Below are 15,715 nucleotides of genomic sequence, written 5' to 3'. Positions count from 1 at the left end.
AAGAGGAGAATAAAAATGCCATTAATAATACCTAGAGATTTAATTGTTGAAGAAGTTTTGCAAAGAGAAAATATTTTTACAATGAGGGATTCCTTTGCCATTAAGCAGGACATAAGACCCCTTAGCATTGCCATTGTAAACTTGATGCCCAAGAAGGAAGAAACTGAACTTCAACTCTTGAGGATGCTTTCAAACACTGCCTTGCAAATTAACATCGACCTTGTGAGGATGGAGTCCTACAATCCAAACAACTCCGATGCCAAGAGGCTGAAGTCCTTTTACAAGACTTATGACGATATAAAAAACAATAAGTACGACGCCATGATAATTACTGGGGCCCCTATTGAGACCCTAGCCTATGAAAAGATAAAATATTGGGATGAGCTAAAGACGATTTTCGAATTTGCCAAGAAAAATGTCTATTCAACAATGTTTATATGCTGGTCTGCCCAAGCTGCCCTCTATCACTACTACAAGATTGAGCACAAGCTTAGCGACGAAAAAATCTTTGGGGTTTTTGAATTTGACAAGCTAAGGGACAATAAGATCGTCAAGGGCTTTGATGACAGTTTCTTGGTCCCAACATCAAGGCACACTTATGTTGACCTTGAAGACTTTGAAGGCTTTTCAGATTTAGAAGTCCTTGCAGCAAGGCCCGACACTGGAGTTTCTCTTGTGACAAGTAAGGACAACAGGTTTGTCTTTAACTTTGGCCACTGGGAATATGACAAGAACACCCTCCACAATGAATACATCAGAGACCTATCTCAAGGCAAGAAGATTGCTCCGCCAATAAATTATTATGAAGACAACGACCCTAAGAAGGATATAAAAATTAGGTGGAGGTCTGCGGGCAACCTCTTCTTCTCCAACTGGCTCAACTACTGCGTCTACCAAGAAACTCCCTTTGCCATTGATAGTATTGAGGGAAAGTCAGTTTCAAAATTTGGCGGAAGCTCCCTAAAGGACGCAGGACAATTTGCCAAGGTGAAGAAAATTATCTTCTCCAAGGAAGACAGGGACGTGATTGTGGTTTCTGCACCGGGAAGAAGATTTAAGAAGGACACAAAAATCACCGACGAATTGATTTCTCTTTCTGACAAAAACTTGAGGATTGAAGAAGTGAAAGAAATCATAAAATCTCTTGAGGAAGAATTAGAAGTTCAGAACTTAAGTCGTGACAAGCAAGTTGAAAAAATTAAAAATAGGTTTTTATCCATAGCCCAAGACCTAAGTCTTGAAGATTTTTGGGATGATGAATTGAAGTTTGTTTTTGATGAGATAAAGGAGTCCAGGGACAAGGACTTTATTGTGTCCAGGGGCGAATACCTTAATGCCAAGCTCCTTGCAAGATATCTGAATTACGATTTTATTGATGCCAAGGACCTAATCATCTTTGATGATAGGGGACAAGTTGATATAGAAAAGTCCAAGAGGGCCATCCAAAACCACATTGGAGAAAACAAAAAGGCAGTTGTCCCAGGTTTTTATGGGAGCGACGAGAAGGGAAACATTGTTACTTTCACAAGGGGAGGCAGCGACTACACAGGCAGCCTCATCGCTTATGCCCTTGACTCCAAGGTTTATGAGAACTGGACTGATGTAAATGGAATCATGACATCTGACCCCAATAGTGACCCAGATGCCAAGACTATTGACAAGCTTTCCTACACAGAATTAAAGGAAATTATTGGAGAGGGAGCCCAAGTTTATCAAGAGGATGCCATAAATCCCGTTGCCAAGAAAAATATAACTATAAAAATTTTAAACACCAATGATCCAGAAAATCATGGAACAATTATAAAGGATTAAAAAAAAGACCAAGGCTTGCACACCTTGGTCTTAATTTTTTCTTCTATTATATTGTGAATTTTGAAAGTTAAAAAATTAAATTTCTTTATTTCTTAACTTGTCAGCAATTTCTTCTGCCTTTTTCTTGTCTTCGCCTGTGAAAGTCGGGTACTTTGGATTTATTTCTTCCATTGTTTCAATAAGGGCAAGAGTTGCAATTTTTCTTGCAAGCCAAGGATTGTCTGCTGGAAGTACATACCATGGGGCAGTTTCTGTTGAAGTATTGTTTAACATTTCTTCAAAGGCAACTTGGTACTTGTCCCAATTGTCCCTGTCATCTAAGTCGGAAAAGGAGAAGTCGGCATTCTTCTTTGGGTCTTCGATTCTCTCAAGAAGTCTCTTTCTCTGCTCATCTTTGGAAACATTGAAGAAAAATTTCACGACCTTAAAGCCATTTTCAACAAGGTATTCCTCAAAGTTGTTGATGTGCTTGTATCTCTTTTCCCAAAGATTTTCGTCGTTTTTAATTTCATCTGGAAGATGACCTAGAGTGTCATAAATTTTTGGCGAAATAATATCTTCGTAGTAGGAACGGTTTAGGATTGCAACTTCGCCCCTCTTAGGAAGGCCCTTAGCCATCCTCCAAAGATAGTCGTGGGCATTTTCTTCGTCAGTTGGCTTGCCGTAGGATGTGTTCTTTAGGCCTTGGGGTTCAAGGTTGGAAAAAATATATTTTATTATCTCGTCCTTACCTGCAGCGTCAATTGCTTGGAGGACAACAAGGATTCCCTGTTTTGATTCTGCAAAAAGTTTTTCGTGAAGCCCTCTTAATCTTGGGACAAGATCTTCATAAAGTTCCCTTTTTATTTCATCATCTTTTTCTTTACTTACAATTTTTTCTTCCAAGTCTTCTATTTTTATTTTCTTGCCACTTATTTTATATTTATTAATCATTAAGACCTCCTATTTAAGTCCATAAAATATTTTCTACTAATTTATAAAACAATGATAACTTATAATAAAAACTTAGGCAAACAAAAAAGGCCTGCCTAAGCAAGCCTTGTAATTAAAATCTTATAGAGATTCAACAATTTTTTCTGTTAGGTCAATAACTCTTTCAGTGTAACCCCATTCGTTGTCATACCATGAAACAAGTTTAACCATTTTTCCGTTAACAGTTGTAAGAAGTGAGTCGAAAATAGAAGAGTGTTCGTCGCCAATAATGTCAGAAGAAACAAGTTCGTCTTCTGAGTAAGCAAGGATACCCTTTAATTCATTTTCAGAAGCCTTCTTGATAGCTGCGTTGATTTCTTCAACTGTAGCTTCTTTTTCAAGTTCAAAAGTTACGTCAACTAATGATCCAGTTGGAACAGGAACTCTTAGGGCAAAGCCAGTTAAGATTCCGTCAACTTCTGGAATAACTTTTCCAACAGCCTTAGCTGCACCAGTTGAAGTTGGAATTATATTTTCTGCTCCCATTCTTGCACGTCTCATGTCCTTCTTGTGAACACCGTCGTGGATGTTTTGGTCGTTAGTGTAAGCGTGAACAGTGGACATAAGTCCCTTCTTGATTCCAAAGTTTTCTAAGATAACCTTAGTCACTGGAGCAAGACAGTTTGTTGTACAAGACGCGTTAGAGATAATGTCGTGTTTTTCTGGATCGTACTTGTCGTCGTTAACTCCCATAACAACTGTAAGCATGTTGCCCTTGCCTGGAGAAGTTAAGACAACTTTTTTTGCACCACTTTCAAGGTGACCTCTTGCTTGTTCTTCGTCCTTGAAGGCACCAGATGAATCAATAACAACATCAACACCGAGGTCCTTCCAGTTCATCTTGTCAGGAGTCTTTGATTCAACGAAAGTAACTTTCTTTCCATTGATAATCATTCCGTCGTCAGTGAATTCAATTTCACCAGGGAACTTTCTATAGATTGAGTCGTATTTAAATAGGTGAGTTCTTTCTTTTAGAGTTTTGTCTAAATTTCTAACAGCTACGTGAGTAACTTCAAAATTAACATCGTCTCTTAGGGCCCAGATCCTTAGAGCATCTCTACCAATTCTACCAAAGCCCATTATGCCAACATTTTTTTTCATAAAAACCTCCATTGTTCATTGCATTCTTACCTTCATTATAACACAAGTAGATAAAAGTGAAATTCAAAAATTATTGTGATAAAATTAGGCAAAAGGAGTGGATCACATGAAGAGTGGATTAAGTAGAGAAGATGGATTAAAACTTTTGAAAGAATACAACAAGGAACAATTTCACATAAGACATGCCCTTACACTTGAAAATGTAATGGGATACTTTGCAGAAGAGTATGACAAGGACAATGTAGACTTTTGGAAGATGGCAGGACTACTCCACGATGTGGACTATGAAAGATATCCTGAAGAACACCTAAAGAATACGCCAGAAATCTTAAGAGAAGCAGGTGGAAGCGATGAACTCATCCATGCCATTATGGCCCACGGGTCTGGGATATGTTCTGATGTCGAACAGAACTCTTCATGGAGAAGATATTATTTGCAACTGATGAACTTACAGGTTTAATTTATGCAGCATCTCTTATGAGACCATCAAAGAGCACCAAGGATATGAACTTAAAGAGCGTGAAGAAAAAATTTAAAGACAAGAAGTTCGCAGAAGGCTGCTCTCGTGATGTAATAAAAAGAGGAGCAGAAAAGCTGGGTTGGGAACTTGATGAGCTAATAGAAAAAACTCTTCTTGCCATGCAGGAGATGGAAAATATTATTGAAGAAGCCTTAAAAAGGGAAATAAGCTATTAAAAAATGCCAAAATATCCTATAAATTCGTTGATTAGCAAGCCTTGCTGTGTTAGAATTTATATGTTATAGAAATTTAAGGGAGGTATAAGTTTGCAAACTTTATTATCTATTATAATTATTATTGCGAGCATAATTGTAATAAGTGTAGTTGCACAAATGGAATCAGAACAAGCTGGTCTAGGAACTCTTCAAGGCGAAGAAACTAGCATGTGGGGATCTCACAAGGGTTCTAGTAAAAAAGATATCCAAAACAGAATTGTTATTGGTTCAAGCATCGTTTTTGCACTTGCACTTATTATTTTAGCTGCAATTTAATTAAAATTTAAGGAGGATTAGAATGGATATGTTATATCTAGCTCCTATAGTCGGCGTTTTGGCACTATTATTTGCTGCATTTAAGGCAAGTTTCGTGTCAAAACAAGATGCCGGAAATGAAAGAATGAAAGAAATTTCTTCTTACATTTCAGAAGGAGCTATGGCATTTTTAACAAGAGAATATAAGGCTCTTGTTGTATTTGTAATTGTACTTGCAATTATCTTGGCAGTAGGACTTAGATCAATTCCAACTGCTATTTGTTTCGTAGTAGGAGCTATCTTTTCAGTAGCTGCTGGTTATGTTGGTATGAAGGTTGCTACAAGAGCAAACGTTAGAACAACAAACGCAGCATGGAAGGGTGGCCTAGGTAAAGCCCTTGACGTTGCCTTTTCAGGTGGAGTTGTAATGGGAATGTGCGTTGTTGGTCTAGGAATTATTGGTATTACTGGCGCATATTTCATAACAGGTGGACAAACTGAAATTATTACAGGATTTTCACTTGGAGCATCATCTATTGCACTTTTCGCAAGAGTTGGTGGCGGTATCTACACTAAGGCTGCAGACGTTGGAGCTGACCTTGTAGGTAAAGTTGAAGCTGGTATCCCAGAAGACGACCCAAGAAACCCTGCAGTTATCGCTGATAACGTAGGAGATAACGTTGGTGACGTTGCTGGAATGGGAGCTGACTTATTTGAATCTTACGTTGGAGCACTTCTTTCAGTTATCACTCTTGGAGTTGTAGCTTATGGAGAAGAAGGTGTTAAATTTGGTATTCTTGTTGCAACAATTGGTATCTTAGCATCAATTGTAGCTGCTTTCTTTGTTAAGGGAGACAAGAACCCACAAAAAGCTCTTAACGCAGGTGAATATGTAGCAGCTGGTGTTACAATGATAGCTTCAGCACTTTTATCAAACTACATCTTTGGAAGTTTTGCACCATTTGCACCAGTAATCATTGGTATTGCAGTTGGTCTAATAATTTCTAAATTTACAGAATATTACACAGCTGAAGATTATGCACCAGTTAAGAGAATTGGAGCAGAATCAGAAACTGGTTCTTCAACAAATATTATTGCTGGACTTTCTGTTGGTATGATGTCAACAGTTGGACCAATCATTGTTATCGCTATTGGTATTATTGCAGCTTACATTGGAGCTGGCGGAAACGCTGACCCAATCGTAGGACTTTACGGAATTTCTCTTGCAGCTGTTGGTATGCTTTCAACAACTGGTATGACAATTGCCGTAGACGCTTATGGACCAATCGCAGACAACGCTGGTGGTATTGCAGAAATGTGTGAACTACCAGAAGACGTTCGTGATATTACAGACTCACTTGACTCTGTTGGTAATACAACAGCAGCTATAGGAAAGGGATTTGCAATTGGATCAGCAGCACTTACTGCCCTTGCACTTTTCGTTTCTTATATTAACGCTACTGGCCTAACAGGAATTGACATTTCTAAGCCAGAAGTTATTGCTGCAACTTTCGTTGGTGGTATGCTTCCATTTGCCTTCTCTGCACTTACTATGTCAGCAGTTGGTAACGCAGCATCAGAAATGATCGACGAAGTAAGAAGACAATTTAAAGAAATTCCTGGAATCATGGAAGGTAAGGCTACTCCTGACTATGCAAGATGTGTTGACATCTCAACAGGTGCTGCTCTTAAGCAAATGATCGTGCCAGGACTAATCGCTGTAATTGTTCCAATCCTTGTAGGTCTACTACTTGGCACAGAAGCCCTAGGTGGTCTTCAAGCAGGAGCTCTTGTAACTGGTGTATTAATGGCAATCTTTATGTCAAACGCTGGTGGAGCTTGGGACAACGCTAAAAAATACATCGAAGGTGGAGCACACGGTGGTAAAGGTTCAGAAGCTCACAAGGCAGCTGTAACTGGAGACACAGTTGGTGACCCATTCAAAGATACATCAGGACCTTCTCTTAATATTCTAATTAAACTTATAACTGTTGTATCCCTTGTATTCGCACCACTATTTGTTGCATACGGCGGACTATTCCTATAAAAAAAAATCTGTTAGAGAGAAATCTCTAGCAGATTTTTTATTGCAAACTATATTAACTTTTATGGACTCTGTCAGAATTTATCTGGCAGGGTTTTTTATTTAAGATATATTCATAATAATTTTTTAGTATTTTTAAATGTAAAAGGCAAGATAGATGCCTGCAATAAAATTAGAAATTGCATGTATAATCCAGCTGGGAATAATTGATCCACCTGAAATTTCTTCATTGACGTAACCCATAGCAAAGGCTGCAAGGCTTGTTAATAAAATAATTAAAATAGTTTTTAAATTCCCGACAAGAGGAAAGAACATTACTCCATGCAAGAGACCAAATAGTAGTCCTTGTATAAAATTTGCCTTAGTAAATCCTAGCTTATTGGCAAGTCTTTTTAAGATAAAGCCTCTGAATAAGATTTCTTCAGGAAAAGACGTATTAAAGACTGCATAAATAAAAATTGCAGGAAGGGCAGCAAAGCCAAGTCCTTGGAATTCTGAAGTTGCGCTTTCAATGTTATTTAAGCCTTTTAGAAAAACTAAACTTATTGCCAAATAAAAAACTGTTACAAGAATAATTGCAAGAGCTGTCTTCTTAGCTCCCTTTATTTTTTTCAGTCCTATCCAATCTGGAAACCTTTCTTGTTTTCTTGCTGAAAAGTACCAGAAAAGAAAGGGAAGGAGAGAAAATAATATAATTTCTAGTAAACTGTTGATGATTTTATTTATTGCTAAGGTCATTTTGCACTTCCAATTAAAATAATATTTGTAACCACTTAGACATAAAATCTAAGAAACTAACTAATGCTTAAAGTATGAAAACTTTAAAGGTTACTTAATATTTTTTTAGTATAGCACAAGAAAATATTATTTTTTCTAGCTTCTTTTAAAATTTTTGTAAAATTTTTATAAAAGTTTCTTACAAAAAAACCACCAGCCTGTGAACTCAGCCAGTGGTTGTGATATAAAAATTTTAGCAATCTGTTGGGTCTAATAGATTGTTTAAAGTCTTAACGTGAATACCTGTTGCATTCTTTGGAAGATAGCCTGCCTTCTTGTCCCTGTATCCAGTTGCTGCTATGTCTAGGTGAACCCATGGAGTATTTTCTTTTACGAACTCACCAACGAAAAGTCCTGCTGTAACAGTGCCTGCATGTCTACCAGAAGTGTTCTTGATGTCAGCAACTTCTGACTTGTTTAATTTCTTGTAGTCTTCGTCATAAGGGAAGGCCCAGATTTTTTCTCCAGATAATTTTCCTGCTTCAAGGACTTCATTGTAGAAGTCTTCGTTATTTGTAACTGCACCTGTGTAAACTTCTCCAAGGGCAATTGTAACTGCACCAGTAAGTGTTGCAAGGTCAATAATTTTTTCTGCTCCAAGGTCATTTGTTGCATAGTGAACTGCATCGGCAAGGGTAATTCTTCCCTCAGCATCTGTATTTGCAACTTCAATTGTAAGTCCCTTCATGGAGTCAATTACGTCGCCAGACTTGTAAGCATGACCTGAAATCATATTTTCACAAGCTGCAACTACACCAACAACATTTGTCTTTGCCTTGTTCTTTGCAAGGGCATACATTGTTCCAATAACTGTGCCAGCTCCACCCATATCGCAGTGCATGTAGTTCATGCCAGATGGAGACTTGATGTTGTAGCCACCTGAATCGTAAGTTAGTCCCTTACCAACAAGGGCAACTTTTTCTGTGTCGGCATTATTGTATTCCATTACAATAAGTCTTGGACGGTTTGCTGCACCAGCTGCAACTCTTAAAAAGGCCTTCATGCCAATTTTTTCGATTTCATCTTCTTCATAAACTGTAACCTTAACGCCAGCTTCTTCTAATTTTTCCTTTGTAATATTGGCAAGAGTTTCTGGATAAATTACATTTGCTCTTTCGTTCACAAGGTCTCTTGCAAGGAAGACTCCATCCATAATGTTTTCTATCTTATCAAGACCTTGTCTCAATTTTTCTTCAGGTCCCTTGAAGGCAGTGTAGTTGACAGTGATTTCAAAGTCGGACTTCTTTTCTTTTACACTAGTTTTCTTTGTGAATTCATATTCACTTTGGCGAAGTCCTTCATAAGCTGCCATAATAGTTTTTTTGTTGCACATACCAAGGTCTGGCATTTTTATTTCAACTTCGTGCTCTTGGTTTTCTCTTAAAATATTTCCAAGTTCAAAGAAAAGATTTCTCACATCTTCTAGGTCAAGCTCATCATCGCCTAGTCCCATAAAAATTTCTGATTCTTCTTCAAAGCTTGGAAGGTATAAACTTTCCTTAAACTTAAAAGCGAACTTTTTCTTTTCAAGATATTCCTTAATTTCACTAGGAAGTTTCCCATCTTTTTTTACGAAGTGGACCTTTAGTCCTCCTTCTTTATACAAATTAAATTTTATCATAATTCACCTCTTACTCTAATTATACATGAGATTGTAAAAAGGTCTAATTTAAAAAAATAAGTTAAGAAGCATTGCATTACTATTTTTCTTAGATAAATTGTGATAATATTAAATTATAGAACTTTAACATCAATTTAGACTTTAGTTTTGAATTGGTGTTTTTTGGGTGGTGTAAAAATGAGAAAAGAAGTAAAAGCATCAATAATGTTATTTGCAACAGCAATAATTTGGGGACTTGCCTTTGTGGCACAAGCAGCAGGCATGGAGCACTTAGGGCCCCTTTCTTTTACAGCTGCAAGGTGTTTTGTAGCAGTAGTATTTTTATACCTAACCTATAAATTTTTTATGATAAAGTCTAAGGCATATAGAGAAGAGAAGTTTGATATGAAGAGGACTCTTGTGGGAGGGACAATTTGTGGCCTGGTCTTTACTATAGCCATCAACCTTCAACAAGTTTCTCTTATTTATACAACAGCTGCCAAGGCAAGCTTTTTGACAGCCCTATACATAGTTTTTATTCCATTAATAGGACTGCTTTTTGGGAGAAGGCCAAGTATAAAGGTTATTCTTTGCATCTTCCTTGCCATGGTGGGAACCTACCTCTTGTCCATTAAGGGTGGATTTAACATAAATAAGGGAGATTTAGTTGTGATCCTATCGGCTCTTATCTTTGCCATTCACATCTTACTCATGACAAAGTATTCAAGAGACACCAATGCGGTTTTACTTTCCTTGGTTCAATTTGCAGTTTGTGGAATAATCTCTCTTGTGGGAGCCCTGGTCCTCGAAGATATAAGCATGGATGGGATTTTAAAATCCTATGTGACTATCCTCTATGTGGGAATTCTTTCTTCTGGAGTTGGCTTTACTATCCAACTTATGGCCCTAAAGGACCTAGACCCAGTAGTAGCGTCAATGATCTGTTCCCTTGAATCAGTTTTTGGTGCCCTCTTTGGTTGGATGATTTTGTCACAAGAAATGACTGAGAGAGAAATCTTTGGGGCTATAATAATTTTTGTGGCAACCCTACTTGCCCAAGTCCCAATAGAAGCTTATCTTGAGAAAAAATTAAAGAGAAAGCTAAAGAGAGGATAAAATTTCACAAGAATTTTAAATAGAATAAAAAAACTTTCACATTACTAAGATATAATTATAGGGAGGTGAAGATATGTCACTATTTAATAAAATTTTCCAAAAGCCTGGAAAGAAATTAATAACTATAGACGGAGAATACGGCTCTGGGGCAAATGAAATTGCCAAGAAGGTTGCCGATAAATTAAAATACGAATTTTATGATGAAAAATTAATAGAGCTTATGAGTCTTGAGAAAAAGGTTAAGCCAGAAGAGATAAAGAAGGACGACTCCTTCTTGCAGGGGACAATTTATGATCTTTATAGGCAAAATTATTCCTACTCCCAAGAAGACATAGCAACAAATGACGCAGCCTTCCTCCTGGACTCAAGGACAATTAGGGAGATTGCAAAAAAGAAAAAGGCAGTTATCTTTGGCAAGTGTGGTGACTTTGTCTTAGAAGACTTCCCAAAACTGTCAATTTTTATATACGCGTCAAAAGACTTTAAAGAAGAGAGAATTCTAAATACCTACAAGATCAAGAAGGACAAGCTTGAATTAAAGATGACACGTGAGAACAACAGACGTGCCAACCACTACTCCAGAAACACTGGAAGAGTTTGGGGAGAACCTGCCAACTACGACATCTTGATCAACTCATCATCCTTTGATTTCGAAAGCATAGCAGACCAAATTGTAGAAATTTCACAAAATAAAAAATAAGAATCCTGACAATTGTCGGGATTTTTTTATTGTCTAAAATCATGAAAAATTTACATGGTCTTTATAAAAAACATACAAATCTTTTAATAGGGGTTTGTAAAATATATAAAAATAGGATTTTAGCGAGATTGCAACTGTGGGTTTACAAATTGCAAAGATAAATTTATAGATTGCTACTTTAAAAATATATAAAATTCAAATAGAAAAGGAGGTAGAATTATGATTTTAGGAGATAAAATTATGAATCTTAGGAAGAAAAATGCTTGGTCTCAAGAAGAACTTGCAGAAAAACTTGGTGTAAGCAGACAATCTATTTCAAAGTATGAAAGTGCCCAAGCAGTACCTGACATGGAAAAAGTTTTAAAGTTAAGTAGAATTTTTGGAGTTACAACAGATTATTTGCTTAAAGATGAAATTGAAGAACTTGAATTTTTGGATGAAGACTTCGAGGAAGACAAAAAGCTTATAAAAGTTAGCATGGAAGAAGCAAATGAGTATCTAGACTTAAAAGAAATATCTGGCAAAAATATTGCACTTGGAGTTTCTCTTTGCATAATCTCGCCTATATTTTTATTGCTTTCTTCACAAGCTTATGAAAGTAAACTCATATTAGCTCCAGAAAATGTAGTAGATGGAATCTCTCTTACAGTTTTAATCTTATTTATAATTGCTGCTGTTGGAATATTTATAAGGGAGTCTATGAAATTAAAAAAATATGAATTTATAGAAAATGAAGACATAGATACAGCTTACGGTGTTGATGGAATGGCAAGGGAAAGAGGAGAAAGCTTCCACGATTACTATGTGAGAAGTAATACACTCGGAGTTTTGCTCCTGGTGGCGTCAGTTATTCCAATTTTTGTTGGAATGATTGTCTCAGTGGAAGACATGACCATGATTATTTCAGTGGTTATTATGCTCCTTCTTATAGCTATTGGGGTGAATCTTTTGGTTAAAACAAATCTTTATATGAACTCTATTAATGCAATATTGGAAGAGGGAGACTTTAGAAGAAAAAATAAAAAATTAAAGAGGAGAATAGACCCTTATTGTGGAATTTATTGGATTGCTGTTACTGCAATCTATGTAGCCTATTCTTTTTTGACAAACAATTGGGATAGGTCTTGGATTATTTGGCCTGTTGCAGGCGTATCTTTTCCAATTTATTATCTAATCTTAAAATCTATTTTTGAGTCCAAGACAAAAGATTAAGAAAGATAGACTGGAAAATTTTCTTTTCTTTAGAATCACCAATTCTTTAATTATTAATTGGGTACAAGTTAAATAGGATTAAAGAGATGGTGATAAAATGAAAAAAGATGATTTAATAATTGAGAAAGTTATAAAAAATGTTGGAGTAATTTATTTTAACAGACCTGAGAAAATAAATGCTCTTAATTTAGAGATGGTAAGAGATATAAAGAGGATACTTGAGAAGTGGGAAGATGACGATAATATAAGAGCAGTTCTTCTTGATAGCAAGTCAGACAAGGGATTTTGCTCTGGTGGAGACTTGGTCCACCTCTATGAGGACTTCATAATGGATGATGATTGCCATGACAAGGACCAACTATTCGTTGAGGAATTTGAACTAGATAAGTATGTTGAAGCTTACAAAAAACCTATAGTGTCCTATTGGAAGGGGATAGTCATGGGTGGTGGGGTTGGCATCAGCATAAACTCTGATCTTATCCTTTGTGACGAGACTGTAAAGTGGGCCATGCCCGAAACTGACCTAGGCTTTGTACCTGATGTAGGCGTAGGTAAATATATCTCTAGCTTACCCCAAGCCCTTGGCCAATATGTAGGACTTTGTGGTGGAGTCTTAGAATCTCCTGACTTGATAAAACATGGACTAGCCCACGTCTATATTGATTCAAAAGATTATGAAAAGATAAGAGAAAAGTTTTTGGACTTATCAGAAAAATATTCTGGTCAAGGATTAATTGACAAGTTAAGAGAAGAAGCAGAAAAATATAAAAAAGAAGGTCACGAAACTTTTGTTGAGAAGAATAAGGACAAGATAGAAAAATATTTCTCTAAGGATAGCTTGGAAGAAATTTATAAGTTTCTAGAAGAAAATCAAGATGATGACTTTGCAAGATATATTTTAAAAGACTTGGAAGGCAAATCTCAATTTAGCCTGGCCGTACAGTTTAAAAAATATTTTGTGGGCAAGAACTTGACCTACTCAGAAATGGTGGACCTAGACCTAAAAATTTTGAGATACTCATTAGAGATTGGCGAAATGGAAGAAGGCATAAGGTCCAAGATGATAGACAAGGACAATGAGCCAGATTGGAAATATAAGAACTTGGAAGATGTGAAAGACGAGGATATAAAAAAATTATTAGGTGTTTAAAATAAAGGAAGGGCATTCATCTTGAATACCCTTCTTTTTTATTTCAAATTTTCGTCTCTTATGATTTTTATGTCGTACTTGCTTAAAATTGTGTCGCCCATAAGAATTTCTTCAATTGCCCTTTTAGATTCTTCATCAGCTTCCTTTAAGAGGCCTTTTTTTATTGCCTTCTTTTCTATCTCAGACTTTTGGTCCTTGGAGAAGTCGTTGTAGTCCTCGATGTCAATCCTGTTAAAAATAGATTCCCTCTCATCATAAACCTTTAGAGAGTCCTCATAAATTTCATGGCTCAAAATCTCTGCGGCTGGAATCCTAACTTCGATAGACTTGTCTCCAACATCAACCTTCATCTTGTTAAGGTCAATGCCAGCATTTATTATCCCTTCATAAGATACGATGAACTCCTTAGAAGTGAAGGGGACCTTGTAACCGTAAAAAGTATTTTGATTTTCAAAGTGGCCCATGTTTGTATAGTGGTACTTTAAAGTTGTCAGCTCCTTGGCAGAAACTAACTTGTTGTAAATCAAGCTAGAAGTGATCTCTGGCTCCATCTCGCTTTTCATTTGCTTCTTCCCATAGAAGAAAGCAGCAAAGAGGGCGAGACCAATAAGTAAAATTATAATAATGATTTTCTTAATTTTTTTCATCTAAAACCTCCATTTTAGTCTATAAATAATTTTTACCACGGGAAAAAAATCCTAAACCTTAGAAATTAGCTAAAAAACATTGACAAGATTTACTATTTTATTGTCATAAATATAAATTCTCTGATATAATTAAGCAAAAAGATAATGGAGGAAGATTTTATGGACGATGGCGCCTTGTGGGCTAAGCTCTTATTAATAGCAATACTAACTAGCATAAACGCATTCTTTGCATCAGCTGAAATGGCAATGGTTTCAGTAAACAACAACAAGATAAAAGAATTGGCAGAAGAAGGAGATAAGAGGGCCAAGACCCTTATGGATATATCACAAGATCAAACAAGATTTTTATCCACAATCCAAGTAGCAATAACCTTGGCAGGATTTTTCTCATCTGGATCTGCAGCAACATCTATATCAAAAGTATTAGGAGAATTCTTGAGAGGATATGGGATACCCTATGGCGGAACTATAGCCTTTATTTTGGTGACACTTATCCTGTCCTATATAACACTTGTTTTTGGAGAGCTAGTGCCAAAGAGAATTGCCCTACAAAATTCAGAAAGAGTTGCCCTAAAATCATCAGGTGCAATTGCCTTTGCATCAAAGATATTTTATCCCTTTGTAAAATTACTTTCAGTTTCAACAGTATTAGTATTAAAAATTATGGGAAAATATTCAGAAGATGTAGAGGAAAAAATTTCAGAAGAAGAATTAAAATCCTATATAAAAGTTTCAACCCAACAAGGAGTAATAAACTCAGCTGGGGAAGAAATGATAGTTAATATAATGGACTTCGACGACAAGTTGGCCTACGAAATAATGACACCAAGGACTTCCATCTATATGCTGGATTATGACGAGTTCACAACAGAAACAATAACAGAAGTCTTGAAGATGGGATACTCAAGGATGCCCGTCTATCGTGAGAACACAGACAATATACTGGGAACAGTCTACATCAAAGACCTCTTTGTTGAATACGCAAAAAATAATTACGAGTTCATAAACTTGGATAATTGCATAAAGTCCCCTTACTATGTACCAGAAACAAAAAAAATTGACATGCTCCTAAAAGAGCTTCAAGCATCAAAAAACTATGTAGCAATCCTAATTGACGAGTATGGAGGATTCTCAGGCATGGTGACAGTAGAAGACATAGTAGAAGAAATAGTTGGAGAAATCGAAGACGAGTACGACAAGGAAGACAACAGCGTAGAAAAAATTGGCGAAAACGAGTATATAGTAGACGGATCCATGGACATAGAAGACATAAACGACGCCCTTGGTCTATCCCTATATTCAGAAAATCACGAGACAATCTCTGGCTTGATAATAGAAAAACTTGGCTTTATACCAGACGAAAAACAAAAGAAAAAACTTAGCGTCAAGACAGGAGGCTGCATCTTGACAGAGCTAGCAGTAGCAGAAAAAAGAATAATAAAAGCCAGCATCAAAGTTATACCAGAAGAACAAGAAGAAGCCAAAAGAGAATACAAAGAATTCAATTCATAAAAATTAACAGGTCCTAGGGCCTGTTTTTTTGATGGGATTTTATTGGAAATTATAGAGCTAAAAAATTTATAGACTAAAAAAT

The 15,715-nt window shown here is 36.4% G+C and carries 15 protein-coding genes; 10 read left to right on the top strand and 5 right to left on the bottom strand.

Annotated features, from left to right (window positions below; all coding sequences use genetic code 11):
* Positions 1-15 precede the first annotated feature (15 nt).
* Entirely contained in the window at positions 16-1,812 is a 1,797-nt protein-coding gene (locus tag DRZ96_RS03150; RefSeq protein ID WP_112890568.1) for a homoserine O-acetyltransferase/O-succinyltransferase family protein, read from the top strand.
* A gap of 75 nt (positions 1,813-1,887) precedes the next feature.
* Here DRZ96_RS03150 and DRZ96_RS03145 read toward each other — a convergent pair whose 3' ends face one another.
* Together DRZ96_RS03145 and gap are read right to left on the bottom strand one after the other, a co-directional pair.
* Positions 1,888-2,745: a PPK2 family polyphosphate kinase gene (locus DRZ96_RS03145; RefSeq protein ID WP_112889549.1), complete on the bottom strand. Its 858-nt coding sequence runs from the start codon at positions 2,743-2,745 to the stop codon at positions 1,888-1,890.
* Between the two features lie 120 nt (positions 2,746-2,865).
* On the bottom strand, positions 2,866-3,885 hold the full coding sequence (gene gap, locus DRZ96_RS03140) for a type I glyceraldehyde-3-phosphate dehydrogenase (RefSeq protein WP_070699962.1): 1,020 nt from the start codon (positions 3,883-3,885) through the stop codon (positions 2,866-2,868).
* A 106-nt stretch (positions 3,886-3,991) separates the two neighbouring features.
* On the opposite strand from gap, the gene DRZ96_RS11620 reads away from it, so the two are divergent.
* From DRZ96_RS11620 to DRZ96_RS03125, 4 genes are all read left to right on the top strand, one after another.
* Positions 3,992-4,345 carry an HDIG domain-containing metalloprotein gene (locus tag DRZ96_RS11620; protein ID WP_236587222.1) on the top strand — a complete coding sequence of 118 codons (354 nt, stop codon included), beginning with the start codon at positions 3,992-3,994 and terminating at the stop codon, positions 4,343-4,345.
* Positions 4,303-4,581, top strand: coding sequence for a hypothetical protein (locus tag DRZ96_RS11615; RefSeq protein WP_236587221.1), 279 nt, complete (start codon positions 4,303-4,305; stop codon positions 4,579-4,581). The genes DRZ96_RS11620 and DRZ96_RS11615 overlap by 43 nt, the downstream gene beginning before the upstream one ends.
* Positions 4,582-4,671: 90 nt before the next feature.
* Positions 4,672-4,896 carry a preprotein translocase subunit SecG gene (locus DRZ96_RS03130; protein ID WP_070699960.1) on the top strand — a complete coding sequence of 75 codons (225 nt, stop codon included), beginning with the start codon at positions 4,672-4,674 and terminating at the stop codon, positions 4,894-4,896.
* A 22-nt stretch (positions 4,897-4,918) separates the two neighbouring features.
* Positions 4,919-6,922, top strand: coding sequence for a sodium-translocating pyrophosphatase (locus DRZ96_RS03125; RefSeq protein WP_112889548.1), 2,004 nt, complete (start codon positions 4,919-4,921; stop codon positions 6,920-6,922).
* Positions 6,923-7,054: 132 nt separating this feature from the next.
* On the opposite strand, the gene DRZ96_RS03120 is transcribed toward DRZ96_RS03125, so the two are convergent.
* Both DRZ96_RS03120 and DRZ96_RS03115 read right to left on the bottom strand, forming a co-directional pair.
* A complete protein-coding gene (locus tag DRZ96_RS03120) occupies positions 7,055-7,657 on the bottom strand; it encodes a CPBP family intramembrane glutamic endopeptidase (protein ID WP_112889547.1) in 603 nt (200 codons plus the stop codon).
* 232 nt (positions 7,658-7,889) lie between these two features.
* The gene (locus DRZ96_RS03115) at positions 7,890-9,317 is read right to left on the bottom strand and encodes a leucyl aminopeptidase (RefSeq protein WP_112889546.1); all 1,428 of its coding nucleotides are present in this window, start codon (positions 9,315-9,317) and stop codon (positions 7,890-7,892) included.
* Between the two features lie 177 nt (positions 9,318-9,494).
* Between DRZ96_RS03115 and DRZ96_RS03110 the strand changes: the two genes are divergently transcribed.
* From DRZ96_RS03110 to DRZ96_RS03095, 4 genes are all read left to right on the top strand, one after another.
* A complete protein-coding gene (locus DRZ96_RS03110; RefSeq protein WP_112889545.1) occupies positions 9,495-10,412 on the top strand; it encodes a DMT family transporter in 918 nt (305 codons plus the stop codon).
* A gap of 73 nt (positions 10,413-10,485) precedes the next feature.
* Positions 10,486-11,112, top strand: coding sequence for a cytidylate kinase-like family protein (locus DRZ96_RS03105; RefSeq protein ID WP_112889544.1), 627 nt, complete (start codon positions 10,486-10,488; stop codon positions 11,110-11,112).
* A gap of 219 nt (positions 11,113-11,331) precedes the next feature.
* A complete protein-coding gene (locus DRZ96_RS03100; RefSeq protein ID WP_112889543.1) occupies positions 11,332-12,324 on the top strand; it encodes a helix-turn-helix domain-containing protein in 993 nt (330 codons plus the stop codon).
* A 97-nt stretch (positions 12,325-12,421) separates the two neighbouring features.
* A complete protein-coding gene (locus tag DRZ96_RS03095) occupies positions 12,422-13,474 on the top strand; it encodes an enoyl-CoA hydratase/isomerase family protein (protein ID WP_112889542.1) in 1,053 nt (350 codons plus the stop codon).
* A gap of 38 nt (positions 13,475-13,512) precedes the next feature.
* Here the strand turns inward: DRZ96_RS03095 and DRZ96_RS03090 are convergent, their stop codons facing one another.
* Entirely contained in the window at positions 13,513-14,121 is a 609-nt protein-coding gene (locus DRZ96_RS03090) for a DUF4230 domain-containing protein (protein ID WP_112889541.1), read from the bottom strand.
* Positions 14,122-14,280: 159 nt separating this feature from the next.
* On the opposite strand from DRZ96_RS03090, the gene DRZ96_RS03085 reads away from it, so the two are divergent.
* A complete protein-coding gene (locus DRZ96_RS03085) occupies positions 14,281-15,633 on the top strand; it encodes a hemolysin family protein (protein ID WP_112889540.1) in 1,353 nt (450 codons plus the stop codon).
* The last annotated feature ends 82 nt before the right edge of the window (positions 15,634-15,715 follow it).

Origin of the sequence: Peptoniphilus harei (genome assembly GCF_900454685.1) — a bacterium.
Classification (GTDB): domain Bacteria; phylum Bacillota; class Clostridia; order Tissierellales; family Peptoniphilaceae; genus Peptoniphilus_A; species Peptoniphilus_A harei.
The sequence above is the reverse complement of the archived record's forward strand: the minus strand, read 5'-3'. Positions and strand labels throughout refer to the sequence as shown.